We start from the raw sequence: 19,471 nt of genomic DNA, 5'->3' as shown, positions 1-19,471 counted from the left end.
GCTCCGCCTTCTGGGAAGCCCCGTCTTCTGGGAAGCTGGATGCATCCCCATTGGAGATGCCCATGTCCGACGCCTTCCCGACGTCCGCGCTCGTTCCTGCCCCCGGCGCCCAGGCTGCCAAGGTCTGCGGCATCCTCTCCATCATCTTCGCGCTCACCTGCGTGGGCCTTCCCGTGGCGCTCATCCTGGGCATCGTGGCCCTGGTGCAGCAGGCCAAGGCGAAGCGCCTGGCCAAGGCGGACCCCCAGAGCTACGCGCCCGTCCCCTCCACGGGCCTGGTCACGGGCATCATCGGCCTCGTGCTGGCTGCGCTGATGCTGCCCGTCATGGGCATCGTGAGCGCCTTCGCCATCCCCACCGTGATGCTCCAGCGGGAGCTGGCCCGGGAGGCGGCCGTTCAGCACAACCTCGACCGGGCGAGGGCCAAGGCCGACGCCGCCGTCCTGGCCTGGCAGGCCCGGAATCCGAGCCAGCCCGTGCTCCAGGACACCCTCATCCGGGACCTCCTCCGGGACCCGGAGCTGGCGGTCCTGAAGAACCCCTTCGATCCCCAGAGCCCGGCCTTCCTGGGCGGCGAGACCGGCCCCGGCGGGGCGGTGATGATCCACCCGGACCGCAGCGAGGAAGGGGGCGTCACCACCTGGTCCGTGAAGTTCCGGGCCGAGATTCCGCGGCGGAACGAGCAGCGCGTGCTGACGGCCGAGGTCGTCACCCACACCCAGGAGCAGGTGCAGGGCCGCACCGAGGACGGCTGGGAGGTGGTGAACCCGCCGGCGGCCCAGAACTGAGGGTCAGGGAAAGGGGTGGCCCTCGGCGAATCCAGGCCGGGGGTCGGGGATCGACGGCGCCTCCGCCACGGGCCAACCGTCGGCGAAGTAGGCCTCCTTGTAGCGCACGTAGCGGGTCCAGACGCTGGCCACGAGCTCCCGCTGCGTTTCGCTGAGGGGGCCCTTCACCCGGGCGGGCCAGCCCGCCACCAGGCTGTGGGGAGGCGCCTGGAGGCCCTCGCGCACCAGGCTGCCCGCGGCCACGAGGCAGCCCTCCCCGATCTCGGCGCCGTCCATGATCGTCGTGCTCATGCCGATGAGGGCGCCCTTCCGGATGGTGCAGCCGTGCAGCATCACGTGGTGGGCGATGCTCACCTCCTCCTCGATGAGCAGGGGCCACTTCCCATTGGTGACATGCAGGCAGCAGGCGTCCTGGATGTTGGTGCGGGCGCCGATGCGGATCCAGTTCACGTCGCCGCGGAGGACGCAGTTGAACCAGATGCTGGCGTCGTCGCCGATGGCCACATCACCCAGCACCAGCGCGCTCTCCGCCAGGAACACCCGCGAGCCGAGCTTGGGAACCATGCCTTGGAAGGGGCGGATCATGGACACCTCGAATAGCCAGACCTGCATTATCGGGCTCACATGAATGGATGAAAGGCTGGAACCGCGAAAGGCGCGAATGAACGCGAAAGGGCAAGAGCAGCCTTTCACGCTTTGTTTTCGTGTCATTTCACGTGTTTCGCGGTTGCCTTCAGTTGACCGTGAGCAGCCCCAGCTTCACGGCGCCAAGCCCCAGCGAACCCACGATCAGCCACAGCAGCAGGCCCTGCAGGAAGGGGCGCAGGCCCACGCTGCGCAGGGCTTCGCGGCTGAGTCCCGCGCCGATGAGGAAGAGGGTGAGCACGAGGACGCGCCGGGCGGCCGCGGCCACCAGGTGGCCCGGCACCTGGAGGGCGGGCACGAAGGTGACGAGAGCCGCCATGGCCAGGAAGCCGGCGATGAACCAGGGCTTCTTCACCGGCGGGGCGTCGGCGGAGGCGGGCTCGCGGCGGGCCATGACCCAGCCGATGCCGAAGGTGAGCGGCACGATCCACAGGGCCCGGGCCAGCTTCACGGTGGTGGCCACCTCCAGGGCCCGGGGGCCGTAGGCCAGCCCGGCGCCCACCACGGAGCTGGTGTCGTGGATGGCCAGGGCCGACCAGAGGCCAAAGGCGTCCTGCCCCAGTCCGGCCGCGTGGCCCAGGGGCGGGAAGATCACGAGGGCCGCGGCGTTGAGCAGGAAGACCGTGGCCAGGGCCACGGAGATGCCGTGGTCCTTGGCGCGGATCACCGGGGCCACCGCCGCGATGGCGCTGCCGCCGCAGATGGCGGTGCCCACGGAGATCAGCAGGCCGGTCTCGCTGTCCACCTTCAGCGTCCGCGCCAGCCAGAGGCCCAGGGCCAGCACCAGGGCCAGGCTCAGGGCCGTGTAGCCGAGGCCGTGCAGGCCCGCCTTGGCCACGGCCCGCAGGTTCATGTCCGCGCCCAGGCCGATGACCGCCAGGGGCAGCAGGCGGTGGGTCCACCGGCGGGTGAGGCTGGCCGCGGGATTGCCCAGGGTGAGGGCTAGCGCGGCGCCCCCCACCAGGGCCGCCGCGGCAGGGGTGAAGGGGGCCAGGGCCAGGAGGGCGCCGAGGGGAAGGAGGAGGGAGGCGAGGTGCTTCATGGGGATTGAAGGTAGGCCCATTCGATCCAAAAAAATAATAGTAATAATGAATGACTCATCAGAAAAATGGATGGACTCCGATGCGTGATGACCTCGACCCCCGCCGCCTGGAGACGTTCCGGGTGGTAGCCCAGGCGGGCCGGATCTCCGCGGCCGCCAGCCTCCTGAACCTGTCGCAGCCGGCCGTGACGGCCCAGATCCGGCAGCTGGAGGCGGATCTGGGCCGCTCCCTCTTCACCCGCCACGCCTCCGGGGTTCAGCTCACCGAGACGGGCCGCCTCCTGGCGAACTATGCCCGTCGGGTCCACCGCCTGCTGGAAGAGGCGGTGGAGCGGCTTCAGGCCGAAGAGCAGCCCGCCGGGGAATTGCGCCTGGGCGCGAGCACCACCGCCGCCGCCTACATCCTGCCCCCGCTGCTCCAGGCCTTCGCCGCCAGCCATCGGCCCGCTCCGCTGGTCCTGGAGGTCGGCAACACGGACGAAGTGCTCGCCTGGGTGCGGGAGGGGCGCGTCCCCCTGGCCTTGGTGGAGGGGCTCACGCGGGCCCCCGGGCTGTCCCTGCAGCCCTACCTGAAGGACGAGCTGGTGGCCGTCCGGGCGGCCCGGGCGCCGGATCCGCTGAAGGCCGTGCGCACGGCGGCTGACTTGGCCGGGATCCCGCTCATCTGGCGCGAGCCGGGTTCGGGCACGCGGGTGGTGGTGGAACGCATCCTGCGGAGGACACGGCGGATCCAGGGCCCCCGGGCCACGGACCTGGTGGTGGGAGATACCGAGGCCATCAAATCCTGCGTCCTGCTGGGGCTTGGCATCGGCTTCCTTTCCCGCTGGAGCATCCAGCGGGAGCTGCAGCGGGGGACCCTCGAGCTGATTCCCCTCCCGGACCTGAGCATCCCCCGGACTTTTTCATGGGCCCAGGTAGGCGGGGGGCTCGCGGGCCAAGCCGCGGCCTTCCTGCGCCATGCCCTGGCGCATCCTCCCGCGCCGTCCGGGGGGCCGGGACGGTAGGCTAGAGCATGACTGAGCAGCTCATCCCCACCCGGCGCGACTTTCCCGCGGACGATCCCATCTTCGCCTTGAACACCGAGGCCCAGACCCGGAAGGCGGCGGGCGAGTCCATCCTCAACGCCACCGTGGGCGTCCTGCTGGACGAGGCCGGGCAGCTGGTGGTGCATGAGACGGTGATGGACCTGTGGCGGGGCCTGGGCGCCATGGACGTGGCCCCCTACGCGCCCATCGCCGGCGATCCCGCCTTCCTGAAGGCCCTGGTCCAGCGGTACTGGCCCACCCTCGACGGCGCGGGCGCAGCCTGCGCCACGCCCGGCGGCAGCGGGGCCCTCTCCCTCTCCCTCCGGAACTTCCTGGAGCCGGGCCAGGCGCTCCTCACCACGGCGCCCTACTGGGGGCCCTACGCGACCATGGCGGGCGAGAACGGCATGCGGGTGGAGACGGCCCCCTGGCCGGCGGTGGGACAGCCGCTCGACGCGGCGGCCTGGGATCAGGCCCTGCGGGCCCAGATGAAGGCCCAGGGCCGGGTCGTGGTCTGGCTCAACGATCCCTGCCACAACCCCTCGGGGCGCAGCCTGTCCGCCCCGGGCCGCGCGGCGCTGGCGGGGCTCCTCCGCGACGTGTCGGCCCTGGGCCCCGTCACCCTGATCCTGGATCTGGCCTACCTGGACTACACCTGCGAGCCCGAGGCCGTGGCGGCGGCCCTGAAGGACTACGCGGCCCTGGGCTCCGAGGGCCGGGTGCTGGTGGGGGCCGCCATGTCCCTCTCCAAGGCCATGACCCTCTACGGGGGCCGCGGTGGCGCGCTGGCCTTCCCCTGGTGCGAGGATCCGGTCCTGCAGGCCGCGCTGACCCAGTCCAGCCGGGGCACCTGGTCCAACTGTCCCCGGGCCCCCCAGTCCCTGCTCCTGCGCTTGGCGCGGGACGGCAAGGCCCAGGCGCGGCTGGCGGCGGAGCACCGCCACTGGTCCGAGGTGATGGCCGCCCGCGCCCAGGCCCTGGATGCGGCCCTGCAGGCCGAAGGCATGGCGCCCTTCCGCTGGACCGGAGGGTTCTTCGTCACGGCCCCCGCGGCGGATCCGGACGCGGCCTGCGAGGGCCTGAAGGCCGAGGGCGTGTTCACGGTGCCGCTGCCGGAGGGGCTGCGCGTGGGCCTGTGCTCCATGCGAAGAGACGAGGCCCCCCGGCTCGCCCACGCGCTGCGGAAGGTGGCCGCCCGCTGATCTGGGCTTGGAAACGGACGGATCCTGGGTTATTCTGGTCGACCGCGGGCGTATAACTCAGCGGTAGAGTGCTACCTTCACACGGTAGAAGTCCCAGGTTCGAATCCTGGTACGCCCACCACCCAAAGGCCCTGATCGCGATCGGGGCCTTTTCTTCTTCCCCGCCATCCCATCCCTCCGGGAGTCCCCCATGCCCTTCATCAACGCCACCCAGGTCCGCGCCGGGATGATCGTCAACTTCGAGAACGAGCTCTGCCGCGTCATCAGCGTCGAGCACCAGACGCCCGGCAACCTGCCGGCCCGCGTGGTGGTGAAGATGAAGCGCCTGAAGGACGGCATCAACCGCGAGAACCGCTTCGGCAGCGCCGACAAGGTGGACAAGGCCAGCCTCGAGCAGCACATGCTCGAGTACCTCTACGAGGACGGCGACCACCTGGTCTTCATGAACAACGAGACCTACGAGCAGATGGAAGTGAGCAAGGAGCTCCTGGGCGACGACCTGGTCTTCCTCGAGCCCAACATGCAGGTGGAGATCGAGTTCTACGAGGGCCAGCCCATGGGCGCCACCCTGCCCGCCAGCGTGGTGCTGGAGATCCTCGAGACCGATCCCGTCATGAAGAACGCCAACGCCACCGGCTCCTACAAGCCCGCCAAGCTGAACAACGGCATCACCGTGGGCGTGCCGCCCTACATGGAGGCGGGCCAAAAGATCCGCGTGAACACGGTGGACCGCACCTTCATGGAGCGCGTGAAGTAGACACATTCGCATCAAGAGAGGCCCCGGTAGGCAGATGCCGCCGGGGCCTTGTTCTATGTGATTTTCGCCAGACTAAATTCCAACCACGCGGTAAAGTACTGGTCGTTCCGTTCCCGTCTACGTGACCAGGATCACAATCCGATGGAAATGTGCGATAACTGACTTAGCGCCTTGGTGGAGCCCCATGCCTCAAGCAGTCCTCAACCTGAGAAGGATCGAGTTCCTGGCTGGGCTGCCGATGAACGCTGCCGAGGAACTGGCCAGCATCGCGGAGATGCGGCGGTTCCCTGACGGCGCCCGGGTCTACACCCAGGGCGACCAGGTGCCGGGCGTCTACGTGGTGGTGAAGGGTGGCCTCAAGGTCTTCCGCACGGACGGCCGCGGCCGGGTCCAGGTGCTCCAGTTCCTCAAGGTCGGGGACTGCGTGGGCGAGGTGGCCGTGTTCGACGGCGCGTCCATCGCCTCCAGCGCCGAGTCCCACGGGGAGACGGAGTGCTGGCTCATCCCCTCCGCGCCCCTGCGTCAGATCGTCCACCGCCACCCCGAAGTGGCCGAGATGCTCATCCACCACTTCGCCGCCAAGGTGCGCCACTTGGTGACCCTGGTGGAGACCCTCAGCCTGCACAGCGTGCCCGAGCGTGTGGCCCAGCTCCTGCTGGAGGCCCACGAGTCCCATCCCATGCGGTCCCTGGTGGAGTTCCAGGAGACCCAGGAGGACCTGGCCCAGTGCATCGGCGCCAGCCGCGAGGCCTTCAGCCGAGCCCTGCGTCTGCTGACCGACCTCGGCCTCATCCAGAGCACCTTCCCGGTGGTGCGCATCCTGGACCTGGGGAAGCTGCAGCGGTACGCCAAGGGCTGAGCCGCGCTCCAAAACGCTTCGCGTTTTGGAGATGGGGAAAGATCTTTTTCTATCTCCAAATCGCCGCAGGCGATTTGGAGCGGGGCTACACCACCGTGAGGTAGCGCACCTTGGTCCCCGCCTCTTCGCCGGGGGCCTCGATCCACGCGAAGGCATCGGCCCGGGCGAGGGTGACGAGGTCGGCGGAACCCTTGCCGGGCAGGGGGTGGAGCTGACCCTCCGCGAGGCAGCAGGGATGCAGCAGGGGGCGATCGCCCTTGTGGCGCACCGCGCCGGCCAGGCGGCCGTGGCGCCAGGGATCCGGCAGGGCGCGGCCCTCCAGCCTCGCCAGCGCCACGGGGAGGAAGAGCAGGGCGTTGAGGTAGGCCGACACGGGATTGCCCGGCAGGCCCAGCACCAGCAGGTCCCCGAGCTGGGCCGCCAGCATGGGCTTGCCCGGCTTCAGGCGGATCTTGTGGAAGAGGATGGTCGCGCCGAGATCCTTCAGCACCGCGGGCAGGTGATCGTGCTCGCCCATGCTCACGCCGCCGGAGGTCAGGAGGATGCGGGCGCCGCCCGGGCTTCGGAGGGCCGCGGCCAGGGCCTCGGGATCGTCGGGCAGGGCGGGGCGCCGCTCGACGTCCGCCCCCAGGGCATGGGTCAGGGCCGCCAGCATGGGACCGTTGGAATCCCGGATCTGATGCGGCCGGGGATCGTCCACCAGCTCGTCGCCAGTGGACGCCACGGCCACGCGGATCCGCGCCGGGAGCGGGATGGGCTGGCCCACCCAGGCCCGCAGGGCCGCGCGGGCCACATTCTGCGGGGTCCCCGCGGGCAGCAGGAGGTCCCCGGCCCGCGCCTGGCCGCCCCGGCGCCGCACATGGTCGCCGGCTTCGACGCCGGCCTGGGGATGGATGAGGCCGGCCTCCTCGCGCAGCTGCTCCACGGGCAGGATGGCGTCCGCGCCCGCGGGCAGGGCCGCGCCGGTCATGATGCGCACCGCGGTGCCGGGGGTGATCGTGAAGGCCGTCGGGTCATCCCCGGCGTAGAGAGTGCCCAGCAGCCGGCGCGGGGCCCGGCCGTCCTCGGAGCGGAGCGCCACGCCGTCCATGGCCGCCAGGTCCGCGGCGGGATCATCCCGGTCAGCCCGCACTTCGGGGAAGGCGGGTGCGGGGAGGGCCGCCCAGAGCCGGGCCAGGGCCTCGTCCAGGGGCAGCAGGTCGGGATGGTCGCAGCTCATGGCCATCCTCTGATCCTACTCCGTGACTTCTCAGTCCTGGTCAGCCTGCCGGTGGGGTCCGCTTGGCCCAGAGGGGGTAGTCGATCCCCGCGAGGCGGTTGATGACGATGGCCTGGACGGTGAGCAGGGCCACGGCCAGCAGCATGATGGCCAGGTGCTGGGGCTTGGTGATGATGCCCAGCGAGATGATGAGCGTTGTCGCGCCGGCCGGCGGGTGGGCGGCCTTGAAGAGGATCATCAGCGCGCCCGTGGCGGCCAGGGACAGGGCCGCGGCGCCGATGCGCGCGGGCGTCACCCCCATCACCATGGCCGGCGGCGCGTGGTGGAGGCCCATGAGCCACAGCGCGCCGTAGCCGCAGGCGATGCCGATGATGTGGCCGTAGATGGTGTGGCGCGGGCTGGCCGTGGGCAGGGTGGGCGTGAAGAAGAACAGGAATGCCGTGGGACCCAGGGACGGGAACACGAAGGGCGTGCGGGTGAGCATGGCCAGGCCCGCCAGCAGGCCGATGGTGACGAGCCCGTTGATGAACATGAAGGCCGACCAGATCTGACGTTCCGGGAACCGGCCCAGGAGGGCCGTGAGGCGGAACCGGGCCACGAGCCCCCGGGCGACATCGGGTTCCAGCAGCTCCAGCGAGGGGCGGGGGGCGGTCATGAAGGCTCCATACGGGGGGATTCCTAGGGGGTCAGGCGCCCGGGTCGTCGTCCAGGCAGGGGGCCTTGAAAGCCAAGACCAGGGCCACGACGGTGAGGGCGAGCGAGGCGATGAAGGCCCCGGCGAGCAGAGTCCGGTGGCCGTCCAGCACGGACTGGAGCACGGTCTCGAACAGGTAGAGCTGGATGACGAGGACCAGCAGCGTGATGCCGAGGGCGGCCTCCGTGAAATGGCCCTGCCTGGGGCGGGAGGGGAGGCTCATGAGGTCACCTCCGTGCGGGCCTCGCGGGGGCAGGCGGTGGCGACGCGTTCCGGGAGGTCCGTGGGCTTGGGCAGCTCGCCCACCGCCCAGAGGGTGCCGTCGGGACGGGTTTCCAGGGTGATGCCGCCCAGGGGGCGGCTGGGCGGGCCCTGGACGGGGAAGCCTCGATCCACCTCGAAGAATCCCTCGTGGCAGGGGCACTCCAGGCGCTCGCCCCGGAAACGCACGGCGCAGCCCAGGTGGGTGCAGGTCTGCCGGTAGGCCCGCAGCTCGCCCTTGGGGGTGCGGATCAGGATGCAGGCATCGTGCTCATCGCGGAACTTGAAGAGGCGGCTCTGGCCGGGCTGGAGGTCCGAGGCCAGGCCCAGGGCCACGGGCGTCTCGTGGTGGCCGGGTTCCGGATCCGAGCCCCCTTCCAGGGGCTTCTTCCGAAGCCACAGGTAGCCGATGCCGGCGGTGAACCCGGCGCTCACCACGGCCAGGAAGCGGGCGAACTCGCGGCGGGAGAAGTGGCCCTCCTCGGCGAGCTCCAGGGGGAAGGCGCGGCGCCACCAGGTCATCAGAGGCCTCCATCTATAAGCAAAGCCGCATCCAGGTGCAGGGGCGTGTCCGGATCGGGCACCATGATGGCGTTCTTGGTCTTCACCCGCACACTGCCGATGAGGAAGTCGCGCAGGGGCTTGTTGTGGCGCATGTTGGCCACCTCGTCCTTGCGGACGAAGAGCAGGGCCTGGCTGGGGCAGACCGTGGCGCACATGGGCTTGTGGCCCACGGAGGTGCGGTCGTAGCAGAGGTCGCACTTGAGCATCTGCTCCAGGCCCGAGAACACGATGGGCACGCCGAAGGGGCAGCTCAGCTCGCAGTTCTGGCAGCCGATGCAGCGGGGCTTCTGCGCCGCGTGCACCACGCCGTCCTCGCTGCGCTTGATGGCGTCCGAGGGACACACCTGGGCGCAGATGGGATCCTCGCAGTGCATGCAGACCGTGGGCACCGTCTGTGGGCTGTCGAAGCGGTCCATCTCGTCCAGGTGGATCATGGAGCGGCCGCGGTGGGTGCCGCACTCGGCGCAGGCGCCCACGCAGGAGCGGCAGCCGATGCAGCGCTGCGGATCAATAAAGAAGCCGTAGTCCTGGGGCACCATCAGAACACCCGCTCAGGCATGTCGGTCTGGTTGCTGCGGGCTTCGAAGGCCATGCGCTGCAGCTCCGCCAGCTCGGGTGAGAACTGGTCCTTGGTGGTCTTCTTGAGCCGCACGGCGCTCACCTTGAACTCGGGGATCTTCGAGACGGGATCCAGATGCCTCGCCGTGAGGCGGTTGGCGGACAGGGCCCCGGCCCAGTGGTAGGGGATGAACACGGTGTCGGGGCGGATGGTCTTCACCACCTTGGCGGGCAGGACCATGGAGCCCCGCCGCGAGGTGATCTCCACCGCATCGCCTTCCGCCAGGCCGTACTTCTCGGCGAGGCGGGGGTGGATCTCCAGGTAGGGATGCGGGCACTGCTCCACCAGGAAGCCGATGCGCCGCGTCTGGGTGCCGCTCAGGTAGTGGAAGACCACGCGGCCCGAGGTGAGCCAGATGGGATATTCGTCATCCACCACCTCCATGGGCGGGCGCCAGGGCGTGGGGATGAACTTCGCCTTGCCGTCAGGATGGAAGAACTGCCCGCCTTCGAAGAGGCGCGGCGTGCCGGGGTGATCTTCGGTGGGGCAGGGCCAGAACACGCCCATGTTCTTGACGATCTTCTCGTAGGTGATGCCCGCATAGTCCGCGGTGCCGCCTTTCGATGCCACCCGCAGCTCATTGAAGATGGCCTCGGGGCTGGTGAAGTGGTCGAAGTACTTCCCGCGGCCCAGGCGCCTGGCCAGCTCCACCATGATCTGCCAGTCGGGGCGGGCGTCGCCGGGGCAGTCCACGGCCTTGTTGATCTTGATGACGCGGCCCTCGGCGCTGGTGGTGGTGCCCTCGTCCTCCTCGTGCAGGGCGGAGGGCAGCACGATGTCGGCGTGCTGGGCGCTCTCGCTGAGGAAGAAGTCCAGGCAGACGAAGAACTCCAGCTTGCTGAGGGCCTCGCGGGTGAACTGCGAGTCCGGCAGCGAGACCAGCGGGTTGAAGCAGAGCAGCAGGAGGCCCTTGATCTCGCCGGCGTGGATGGCGTTCATGATCTCCTGGGCGCTCTGGCCCACGCCGGGCAGCTCGTCGTCCGTGCAGCCCCAGACCGAGCAGATGTACTTCCGGTGCTCGGGGTTGCTGATGTCGCGGTTGCCCGGCAGCTGGTCGCACTTGTGGCCGTGCTCGCGGCCGCCCTGTCCATTGCCCTGGCCGGTGATGGTGCCGTAGCCGCAGCCGGGGCGCCCGATGCGGCCGGTAGCGAGCACCATGTTGATGCAGCCCAGCACGTTCTCCACGCCCTTGCTCTGGTGCTCGATGCCCCGGGCATGGAGCAGGAAGCTGGTGCGAGCCTCGCCCCAGATGCGGGCGGCCTTCTCGATGGCCTCCACGGGCAGGCCCGTGACCTGGCTGGTCCACTCCGGCGTGCAGTCCTTCACGGCCTCGACGGCCTGCTCGAAGCCGCTGGTGTGGGCGTTCACGAAGTCCCAGTCGATGAGCTTCCACTTGTTCAGCAGGTGCAGGATGCCGTTGGTGAGGGCGGTGTCGGTGCCGGGTTTCAGGGGCAGCACCAGGTCGGCGGTGCGGGCCAGGGGCGTGATGCGGGGATCCACCACGATGAGGAGGGCGCCGCGGTCCCGGGCCCGCCAGATGTAGTCGGTGGTGATGGGCGAGCACTCGGCCACGTTGGAGCCGGCCACCCAGATCACCTCGGCCAGCTCGATGTCAGCCCAGGAGTTGGCGGCGCGGTCGACGCCGAAGGCCTTCTTGTTGCCCGCGCCGGCGCTCACCATGCAGAGGCGGCCGTTGTAGTCGAGGTTCTTCGTCTGCAGGCCCAACCGCGCGAACTTGCCGGCCAGGTAGCTCTTCTCGTTGGTCAGCGACACGCCGGACAGTACGGCGAAGGCGTCCTTGCCATGTTCCTTCTGGATGCGCTGGATTTCGGAGACGGTGCGGTCCATGGCCTCGTTCCAGTCCATGGGCTCGAAGCCGTGCTCCGTGCGCTTCATGGCCTTGGTGAGGCGGTCCGGGTGGTTGCCCTGGAGGTAGCGCTTCACGCCCTTGGGGCAGAGCTTCCCCTGGTTGAAGGGGAACTCCTCCCAGGGATCGAAGCCGATGACCTTGTTGTCCTTCACCTTGAGCTTGATGCCGCACTGCTGGCCGCAGAAGCAGCAGTGGGTCTCCACCACCTTGTCGGGGGTGGGATCGGACAGCCAGCCCCCGGGAGGGGCGAGGTTCAAGTGGGGGCCGAACTGGGCGCGGAGCTGGTCCTGGGACAGGGGAAGCGTGCTCATGGTCAGGCCTTCAGCGAGGTGGGATCGGGGATGGGCTCGGCATGCACCGGGATGGTGGCGAAGGGATCGAAGGCCCCGTGGAGCCGGTCGCCCTGGGCCTTGGCCACCAGGCGCCGCTTGCACCTGGGGCACAGGTCCAGGTGGTGGACGGATGCACTGTGCCGGGCGCCATCCAGCTCCAGCACCTTCCATAGCTCGCCGAGGTCGCGGCGCTGGTTGGCCCGGATGAAGGGCGCGCCGCAGCCCTTGCAGGCCAGGCGGCCCTCGGCCTCGCCTTCGGCCTTGTAGATCGTCACGCCCAGCTGGGCAGGCCGCTGCACCACGTGGAAGAGCTTGCCGAAGGGCAGGCCCAGCAGGAGGAGAATGACCGTCAGCTCGTGGAGGAAGGCCAGGGTGGCGAAGTTGCGGCCCTGGAGCCACTTTTCTGATGCGGTGAGCATCAGGCCCGTCATGCTCACGGCGATGAGGAGCACCAGGGGCAGCAGGTCCAGGTCGAAGCGCTGGGTGGCGGTGTCTCCTTCGTCCTGCTTGCGGCGGATGAGGCTCAACACGCAGCCGGCGATGACCATGGCGGCAGCCAGGTCGAGGATGTGGAAGCTGCAGAAGGCGATGAAGCTGTCGAGGGGGAAGGAGCCCGCGGGGAAGCCCAGCACCCAGGCCTGGTAGCGGGTGGCGTCCAGGCCCTCGCTGGTGAACCGGACCCAGCCGAAGACCAGCGGGATGGTCACCGCGAAGCCCAGGAGGCAGCCCCAGGCCAGGAGGGCGTGGGCTCCCCAGCGCTTGATGGAACGCTTCTCGATGAACCGCTGGAGGAGGATCTGGTCCAGGGCCAGCAAGGCCATCTTCGGCAGGGCCCTGAAGACCCGGGGCGAGAGCAGGGTGCGCAGGGTGTGGCGGAAGTACATCCGCGTGGCGGGCCGCTCGATCCAGGAGACGTAGCGGTAGGCCACGCCGAAGCAGGCGAAGAGGGTGGCCAGCAGGTAGCCCAGGAGGGCCGGATCCAGCCAGCGCCCGCCCCGGCTGCCCAGGGCCACGGCCACGCCAAGGGCCAGGGTGGCGAGGGCGGCTCCCAGCAGGGGCCGGGCTTCGAGGTCGAGTTCGGCGAGGAGGCTCATGGCTGGGCTCCAGGGGCATGCGGGGTGGAAACGGACCGATAAGTCCTAATTTAGGGCAAAACCGGGGCGATTCAAGGCGCAGGATCCAGATCCAGGCCTGAGCTCAGGGCTTCTCGCAGGGCGGCCGGCCCTTGCCATCCTTCTGGTGCCGCAGGTCCATGAGCTGGAGGTCCCGGATGGTGGCCTCGGTCATGGACGTGGCGACCTGGGCTTTCACGGCGCCCCAGGCCTCGTGCAGGGGGCAGGGGTGGTCGCCGCCGCAGGTGGGGAAGCCCATGATGCAGCCGTCCATGGAGTTCGGACCTTCCAGGGCCACGACCACCTCGCCCACGGTGATGCGGTGGGAGGGACGCAGCAGGCGGAAGCCGCCCTTGGGGCCCCGCACGGATTCGAGGATCTCCGCCTGCACCAAGCCCTGGAGGATCTTCGCCAGGTAGGGGCCGGGGATCTCCAGACGGGACGACAGGTCCTTGGCCAGGCAGAAGCTTCCATCCTCGGGAAGGGCGGCGAGGGCACGGAGGGCGTAGCCGGTGGCGGTCGAGAAGATCATTCCGGAATATTACTTCCGATTTTGGGGTCGTGCAGGGGGATTCGGGAGTCCATCCCCAGTTGTGATCGAGATCAGAGCAGGGCCCGCCAGAGGAGCAGCAGGCCCAGCACGCTCAGGCCGCCCTCCCGCCAGCCCAGGGTTCGGGCCGGGAGGGGCCGGTAGGGGGCCAGGGCCCGGAGGTAGAGCAGGCCGGTCCAGGCGGTCCACAGGAGGCCGCTCGTCCCCCGGGGCGCGAGCAGGATGGCCGAGGCACCGATCAGCAGCAGATGCAGGACATGTACGGGGATTCGCCGGCGGTTCAGTTCCTCTGGGGCGAGGTGGTGGGCATGGCCCAGGAGCCGTCGGACATGGGCGAGGTTGGCGCCGCCCACCAGGGCCGTCAGCAGCCAGGCCCGGCCGGCTTCGGGAAAGGAACTCCCGCCGGCCGCGAGGATGGCGGCGGCCAGGCCCGCGAAGGCGCCCTGGGCGGCCAGCTCCACGGCCAGGGAACGCACGGCCCGCTGGAGGTCGGCCCGGAGGGCGAGGAAGACCAGGGGGGCCGCAAAGGCGAGGGGAAACAGGAATCGCGGGCCCGAAAGCCAGAGAGCGAGCCCCCCGAAGGCCCCTGCGAGGCATCCAAACATCAGAAGGGCGCGGACCTGGAGGGGATCCCGCTGCCCCGTGAGTACCCGCCGGAGGGGCGGCCGGGCCAGGAAGAAAGCCAGGGCGGCCAGGCCCAGGCTCAGCCCGGCCAGGCTCGGTCGGACCAGAAGCCCCAGCACCAGTGGGAATCCGAGCATGAACCAGCTCCCGTGCTCGGCGGGCAGGAGGGTGCGCATGGGGGGCAGGATTCGGGACATTTCGGTCCTTTCAGGTCCGAAATAGAGTCTGACCCCAGATCCGCCTCCTGGCCATGCCGGAGATCACAGAGGGGCGGGAAAGAAAGGAGTCGGAACGCGAAGGGCGCGAGGAAAAGCGCGAATAGCGCGAAATAGGGATCTCGGACTCTGCGAGGAGGTGTTCACCACAAGCCGGAATACCTTCGCGTTCCAGTCCTTGTCGTTATTGTTCCGACGCGATGAGCCGCAGGCCCTCCAGGGCCTCCTCCATGGTGAGGAAGACCGGCAGGCCGGCTTCGCGGAGGCCCTGGCGGTAGGCGTCGTAGATGGCGCCGCCCTCCACGGCCACGCCCACCCACTTGCCGCTTTCCCGGGCCAGGTCGGCCAGGGCCTTCGCGAAGGGGCCGAAGGCCGCCGGGTCGGCCGTGCCCAGGCGGCGGGTGAGGGGCACCAGGCCCACCACCACGGCATCGGCCTCCGACTGGAGCAGCAGCCTGGTGCCGGCCAGGTAGGCGGCCTCGTCGGCCATGGGCGTGAGGTCCAGGGGCAGACGGGCGCTCACGAGACCCGTGAGGCCGTGGGCCTCGATGGTGGCCGTGAGGGTCGCCGTCTCGGCCTCCGTGAGCTTCGCGCCCCGGAAAGGGCCTGTCAGCAGGTCGGCGGAGGCCACGGACTCGAAGCCCGCGTTGGTCACGATGGCCACGCGGCGGGGCGTCCCCTCGGCGTAGGCGGCCAGCCAGGAGAGGGCGGCATCGAAGGCCTCGATGCGTTCGGCCAGCATGGCCCCCGCCCGGCGCAGCAGGCTGGCCTGCAGGGCGTGGTCGCCCGCCAGGGCGCCGGTGTGGCTGCTGGCGGCGGCCATGCCCTCCTGGCTGCGCCCGCCCTTGTAGAGCAGCACGCGGCGACCCGCAGCGCGGAGCTTCTTGGCGGCTTCCGCCGTGGCCTGGAGGTCGCCGGGGGCGAAGCCCTCCAGGTAGGCGCCCACCACCTTCACCGCCGGATCTGCGCCGAAGCCCGCCAGGAAGTCCGAGCAGCGCAGGTCCATCTGGTTGCCGATGGCCACCGCGGCGCGGAGGCCCAACTCGGGGCGGCGGCTCAGGCGGGTGATGAGAAAGGCGCCGCTCTGGCTCACCAGGGCCGCGTGGCCGGGCCGGGGCCGCAGGGGCAGCTTCTCGTCGGGGATGAAGAGGGTGTTCAGGTCCAGGTCCGGGCTGTAGAGCCCCAGGCCGTTGGGTCCCACCAGGGCCGGCGTCCACTTCCCGGCGCGGCGGTGCTCATCGAGACAGGCCACCAGCCGCTTCCCGAGGCCCTCGCAGTCGGCGCCGTCCCCCAGGCCGCCGGCCACCACGTAGACGACCGTGGCGCCGCCCCCCTGGCGGCAGAGCTGCTCCACCACCTCCAGGGTCAGGGGCGCGGGCAGGGAGAGGATGAGCTGGTCCGTGGGGGCCGCGGCCAGGTCGGCGACCGAGCCGAGGCAGGGCAGGCCCAGGAACTCCGTGGCCCCGGGCTTGATGAGGCGAATGGCCCCGGTGGGGAGGACAGAGCGCTGGACGTTCTCCAGGATGATCCGGCCCACGGTGCCTTCGCGGCTGGAGACGCCGGCGATCACCAGGTCGCGGGGCGCCACCAGGGCCCGGTACCAGGCAGGGTTGGGCGTGGCGGGCGGTTCGGCCGCGGCCGCCTCGAAGGTGCCCACGCCGTCCAGGGCCGTGGGAAGGCCCTCGCTGTCCAGCACCACGGGATTGAGCTCCAGGAGGGTGACGCCTTCGCGGGCCAGGCCCTCGGCCGCCTTCCACAGGCCCTGGAGGAAGGCCAGCAGCTTCGGTTCATCCGTGAGCGCCTCGGCGCCCCGCTGGCGGCCCAGCCAGGTGCGGCCCAGCCAGTGCTCGCGCAGGTCCGCCAGCGCCTGCTCCGGCGTGCAGAGGGCCAGGGGCCAGATCATGGGCGGGGCCAGGGCGGCCCAGGCGTCCGCCTGGAGGCCGCCGATGCCGCAGACCACGAGCCAGCCGGCCTCCGGATCGCGCTTCAAGGAGACCAGAGCCTCCGTGGGCAGGCCGGCCAGGCGCTTGAAGGCCACCTTCTCGCACACCAGCCCGCCGATCCAGGGATGGCCAGAGACGCGCTGCTTCATGGCGGCCGCTTCGGCCTTCAGGGCCTCCGGCTCGAAGGTCCCGAAGTGGACGGCGCCCTGGTCCGACTTGTGCCAGAGCTGGTCGGCGATGCCCTTGAGCACGATGGGCTCGCCGGGGGCGAAGGGCAGGGGCCCGGCCTCCAGGAAACCGTGGCGGGGCACCCGCAGGCCCGCGGCGGCGAGCAGGCCGTAGGCCCGCCCCTCGTGGAGGAATCCCGTGGTCGTGTGCATGTCAGGCTCCTACGGGGTCGTGGATCAGGCCGCGGCCGGCCTCGAAGGCCTCGAGGTTCTTCTCGGTGACGCGGGCACCCTTGGCTTCGAAGCGCTGGGCGATGACCTCGCGCCAGACGTCGTCGTCGATGGGCAGGAACCGGGAGGCCATGCCCAGCAGGGCCATGCCGCCGGCCTGGCGGTGGTTGAGGCGCCGCGCCAGGTCCTCGGTGTCGAGGAGGTGGGCGCCCCGTACCGCCTTGAGGGCGGCGTAGACGTCGTCCAGGGGCGGGTAGCCAGCCATGTCCATCTGGGGCTCCTCCGAGACGACCAGGTGCCCGTCCATGCGGAGCATGGATACGTAGCGCAGGGCCTCCAGGGGTTCCAGGGCGATGAGCAGGTCCGCGCCGCCCTCGTCGAGGATGGGCGAGGTGAGGGGCACCTTCGAGTAGCAGACCTGGGCGTGGACGCTGCCGCCCCGCTGGCTCATGCCGTGGATCTCGGATTGCAGCGCATGGAGGTCGCTGCGGCGCAGGGCCTCCAGCAGGATCTGCGCGAGGGAGAGCACCCCCTGGCCGCCGACGCCGGACAGGACGATGCCGTGGATGCGGGACTCGCTCATGGACGGACCTCCGCGCCGCAGCAGGCGGTTTCCTGCCGGGCCTTCTCCTCCCGGTCGTGCTCCTTCAGCACGCCCCGGCGGATGGACTGGATGCACTCGCGACGGAACACCACCACGGAAGGACCGGGGTGCCGCAGGGCCGCCTCCATGGCGGCCACGTTGGTCTCGTGCTGCTTGGGCACGGGCAGCAGCACCTGGAGCTGGTCCTCCGCGATGCCCATGCCGCGCACCATGCGCTCCACCTGGTCGAGGGCCTGGCTGGGCTGCTGGCCCGTCATGCCCACCACGCGGTTGTCGAGGATGACGACGGTGACGTTCACGCCGGCGTCCGCCGCCGTGAGCAGGGCCGGAAGGCCGCTGTGGCCGAAGGTGGAATCGCCGATGACCGCCACCGCGGGGGTCTGGCCCGCCAGGGCGGCGCCCACGGCCATGCTGATGCTGGCGCCCATCTCCACCACCGCGTGGATGGCGGCCATGGGCTCCTGGGCGGCCAGGGTGTAGCAGCCGATGTCCCCGAAGACGCGGGCATCCGGGGCGCCCACGTTGGCCAGGGCCTGCTGCACGGCCCCGTAGGCGTCCACGTGGCCGCAGCCGTCGCAGAAGCGTGGGGCGCGCACGGGCAGTTCCAGGCTGATGGCCGCCTTCCCCGTGGGAGGCTCCAGGTCCAGGGCCTTCTTCAAGAGGCGGGGGGACAGCTCCCCGGTCCGGGGCAGGGCGCCGTCCAGGCGGCCCCGGACGGCGGCCGTGCCGCGGAGGCCGAGGCGCTCTTCCAGCACCGGGTAGTCCTCCTCGAAGACCAGCACCTCGTCCACTTGGCCCAGGAAGGCCTGCTCCAGGGCGGGATCCACGGGATAGGCGGCGATCTCCAGGCGGGGCAGGGCGGCGAGCCCGGGGTTCTCGTGCAGCAGCTGGCCGAAGTAGGCCCGGCCCATGCCGGCCAGGGCCACGCCGCGGCGGACGGTGCCGGGGACCAGGCGGTTGAGGGGGGTGGTCTCGGCCATGAGGCGGGGCTGCTTGTCCAGCAGGTCCACATAGCGGCGGCGGGCGTTGGAGGGGATGAGCACCCAGTCCTGGATGGTGGACTCGGGAGCCAAGCCGAGGCTGGTGGGAGCCTGGGTGGCCCGGCGGGCCAGGGCGGCGCGGCAGTGGGCCAGGCGCGTGACGATGCGGAGCATCACGGGCACCTGGAGGGCCTCGGACAGCTCGAAGGCCCGGAACGTGAAGTCGTAACATTCCTGGACGGTGGAAGGTTCGAGGCAGGGCAGCCAGGCGAATTCGGCCAGGCGGCGGCTGTCCTGCTCGTTCTGGCTGCTGTGCATGCCCGGGTCGTCCGCCACCAGGAGGACCAGGCCGCCCCGGACGCCCGTGAGGGCCGAGTTGGCGAAGGCGTCCATGGCCACGTTCAGGCCCACGTGCTTCATGGTCACCAGGGCGCGGTGCCCGGTGTAGCTCAGGCCCAGGGCCAGGTCGTAGGCCACCTTCTCATTGGCCGCCCACTGGGCCACCCGGCCGTCCCGGGCGCCATGGATGAGCAGCTCGACGGCCTCGAACCCCTCTGTGGATGGCGTGCCCGGGTAACCGAACGCGCCCTTGATGCCGGCATCGAAGGCGGCGCATCCCACCGCCTCCACCCCCAGCGCGAGGGTGCTCTGTGTCATTGAAAACCTCCAACCTTTTCCAAGCCGGAAGTATGCAGAGTCGCGCCAGTGCCCGGGGTCACAGGGAGCGTGGTCCGACCAGGGAAAGCAGACCGGGTTTCCGGGAGCGGACACGTGGCCCCCGTTTCCGGGGCGCCGAGGTGTTCCCGTGCCAGAAATCAGCCTCGAAAGCGGGAACCTTTCTCCAGTGGCAAAGGTCACAACTTTGTCTGCTGAGGGTAAATCTGTTGAAACTGAAATCCTTCCAAAGTTTCCATTCTGGAGGTTGTTTGTCTCATAAATAATTAATTTTAGATGTTTTATGTTGAATCAAAAATTGCCAACAAATGTCATAATTAACCATACATTCATAAATGAATCGAGCATTTTCACCCTTGAGGTAGCCAGAGTGGGGACTATAGTTTTGTTTCTGACGCCAGGATCAGCTTTCACCTGCGTCCCGGCTCGCACCGGCAGGCTTTTCCCAAGATTCCGCTCCTGTTTCTTCTGCCATTCCACCCCGGTCCATTCA

General features: G+C 69.8%; 19 protein-coding genes and 1 tRNA gene. 6 read left to right on the top strand and 14 right to left on the bottom strand.

The genetic code is table 11. The features are described from left to right. Positions 1-62: 62 nt before the first annotated feature. The gene (locus MLE64_RS11010; protein WP_243317776.1) at positions 63-788 is read left to right on the top strand and encodes a DUF4190 domain-containing protein; all 726 of its coding nucleotides are present in this window, start codon (positions 63-65) and stop codon (positions 786-788) included. A gap of 3 nt (positions 789-791) precedes the next feature. Here the strand turns inward: MLE64_RS11010 and MLE64_RS11005 are convergent, their stop codons facing one another. Next, positions 792-1,373 (bottom strand): gamma carbonic anhydrase family protein, encoded by a 582-nt coding sequence (locus MLE64_RS11005; RefSeq protein WP_243317775.1) that lies wholly within the window; start codon positions 1,371-1,373, stop codon positions 792-794. A gap of 148 nt (positions 1,374-1,521) precedes the next feature. Beyond that, complete coding sequence (locus tag MLE64_RS11000) at positions 1,522-2,475, bottom strand: YeiH family protein (protein WP_243317774.1); 954 nt, start codon at positions 2,473-2,475, stop codon at positions 1,522-1,524. 80 nt (positions 2,476-2,555) lie between these two features. On the opposite strand from MLE64_RS11000, the gene MLE64_RS10995 reads away from it, so the two are divergent. The 5 genes from MLE64_RS10995 to MLE64_RS10975 all read left to right on the top strand — a co-directional run bounded on the left by MLE64_RS10995 (position 2,556) and on the right by MLE64_RS10975 (position 6,318). Next, positions 2,556-3,479: a LysR family transcriptional regulator gene (locus tag MLE64_RS10995; RefSeq protein WP_243317773.1), complete on the top strand. Its 924-nt coding sequence runs from the start codon at positions 2,556-2,558 to the stop codon at positions 3,477-3,479. A gap of 8 nt (positions 3,480-3,487) precedes the next feature. Beyond that, a complete protein-coding gene (locus MLE64_RS10990) occupies positions 3,488-4,702 on the top strand; it encodes a pyridoxal phosphate-dependent aminotransferase (RefSeq protein ID WP_243317772.1) in 1,215 nt (404 codons plus the stop codon). A 46-nt stretch (positions 4,703-4,748) separates the two neighbouring features. Next, positions 4,749-4,823 (top strand) — tRNA-Val (locus MLE64_RS10985). Positions 4,824-4,892: 69 nt separating this feature from the next. Further along, entirely contained in the window at positions 4,893-5,459 is a 567-nt protein-coding gene (efp, locus tag MLE64_RS10980; RefSeq protein WP_243317771.1) for an elongation factor P, read from the top strand. A gap of 184 nt (positions 5,460-5,643) precedes the next feature. Continuing rightward, entirely contained in the window at positions 5,644-6,318 is a 675-nt protein-coding gene (locus tag MLE64_RS10975) for a Crp/Fnr family transcriptional regulator (RefSeq protein ID WP_243287177.1), read from the top strand. A gap of 85 nt (positions 6,319-6,403) precedes the next feature. Here MLE64_RS10975 and MLE64_RS10970 read toward each other — a convergent pair whose 3' ends face one another. The 12 genes from MLE64_RS10970 to MLE64_RS10915 form a co-directional block, all read right to left on the bottom strand. Further along, positions 6,404-7,543 carry a molybdopterin molybdotransferase MoeA gene (locus tag MLE64_RS10970; protein WP_243317770.1) on the bottom strand — a complete coding sequence of 380 codons (1,140 nt, stop codon included), beginning with the start codon at positions 7,541-7,543 and terminating at the stop codon, positions 6,404-6,406. A gap of 34 nt (positions 7,544-7,577) precedes the next feature. Further along, on the bottom strand, positions 7,578-8,192 hold the full coding sequence (locus MLE64_RS10965; protein ID WP_243317769.1) for an HPP family protein: 615 nt from the start codon (positions 8,190-8,192) through the stop codon (positions 7,578-7,580). A gap of 31 nt (positions 8,193-8,223) precedes the next feature. Next, entirely contained in the window at positions 8,224-8,454 is a 231-nt protein-coding gene (locus MLE64_RS10960) for a DUF6755 family protein (RefSeq protein ID WP_243317768.1), read from the bottom strand. Then, on the bottom strand, positions 8,451-9,014 hold the full coding sequence (locus MLE64_RS10955) for a QcrA and Rieske domain-containing protein (protein WP_243317767.1): 564 nt from the start codon (positions 9,012-9,014) through the stop codon (positions 8,451-8,453). The genes MLE64_RS10960 and MLE64_RS10955 overlap by 4 nt, the downstream gene beginning before the upstream one ends. Continuing rightward, positions 9,014-9,595 carry a 4Fe-4S dicluster domain-containing protein gene (locus MLE64_RS10950; protein WP_243287158.1) on the bottom strand — a complete coding sequence of 194 codons (582 nt, stop codon included), beginning with the start codon at positions 9,593-9,595 and terminating at the stop codon, positions 9,014-9,016. Before MLE64_RS10950 ends, MLE64_RS10955 begins: the two co-directional genes overlap by 1 nt. Continuing rightward, positions 9,595-11,856: a molybdopterin oxidoreductase family protein gene (locus MLE64_RS10945; RefSeq protein ID WP_243317766.1), complete on the bottom strand. Its 2,262-nt coding sequence runs from the start codon at positions 11,854-11,856 to the stop codon at positions 9,595-9,597. The genes MLE64_RS10950 and MLE64_RS10945 overlap by 1 nt, the downstream gene beginning before the upstream one ends. A gap of 2 nt (positions 11,857-11,858) precedes the next feature. Further along, positions 11,859-12,971 carry a hypothetical protein gene (locus tag MLE64_RS10940; RefSeq protein ID WP_243317765.1) on the bottom strand — a complete coding sequence of 371 codons (1,113 nt, stop codon included), beginning with the start codon at positions 12,969-12,971 and terminating at the stop codon, positions 11,859-11,861. A 103-nt stretch (positions 12,972-13,074) separates the two neighbouring features. Then, entirely contained in the window at positions 13,075-13,521 is a 447-nt protein-coding gene (locus tag MLE64_RS10935) for an RrF2 family transcriptional regulator (protein WP_243294635.1), read from the bottom strand. A 71-nt stretch (positions 13,522-13,592) separates the two neighbouring features. Next, on the bottom strand, positions 13,593-14,360 hold the full coding sequence (locus MLE64_RS10930) for a YwiC-like family protein (protein ID WP_243317764.1): 768 nt from the start codon (positions 14,358-14,360) through the stop codon (positions 13,593-13,595). A gap of 202 nt (positions 14,361-14,562) precedes the next feature. After that, on the bottom strand, positions 14,563-16,701 hold the full coding sequence (locus tag MLE64_RS10925; RefSeq protein ID WP_243317763.1) for an acetate--CoA ligase family protein: 2,139 nt from the start codon (positions 16,699-16,701) through the stop codon (positions 14,563-14,565). 1 nt (position 16,702) lies between these two features. Beyond that, a complete protein-coding gene (locus tag MLE64_RS10920) occupies positions 16,703-17,302 on the bottom strand; it encodes an indolepyruvate oxidoreductase subunit beta (RefSeq protein WP_243317762.1) in 600 nt (199 codons plus the stop codon). Next, positions 17,299-18,960 (bottom strand): thiamine pyrophosphate-dependent enzyme, encoded by a 1,662-nt coding sequence (locus MLE64_RS10915; RefSeq protein ID WP_243317761.1) that lies wholly within the window; start codon positions 18,958-18,960, stop codon positions 17,299-17,301. Before MLE64_RS10915 ends, MLE64_RS10920 begins: the two co-directional genes overlap by 4 nt. Between the last annotated feature and the right edge of the window lie 511 nt (positions 18,961-19,471).

The organism is Geothrix paludis (assembly GCF_022808815.1).
Taxonomy (GTDB): Bacteria; Acidobacteriota; Holophagae; order Holophagales; family Holophagaceae; genus Geothrix; species Geothrix paludis.
This window is presented reverse-complemented; position numbering and strand designations above follow the sequence as displayed.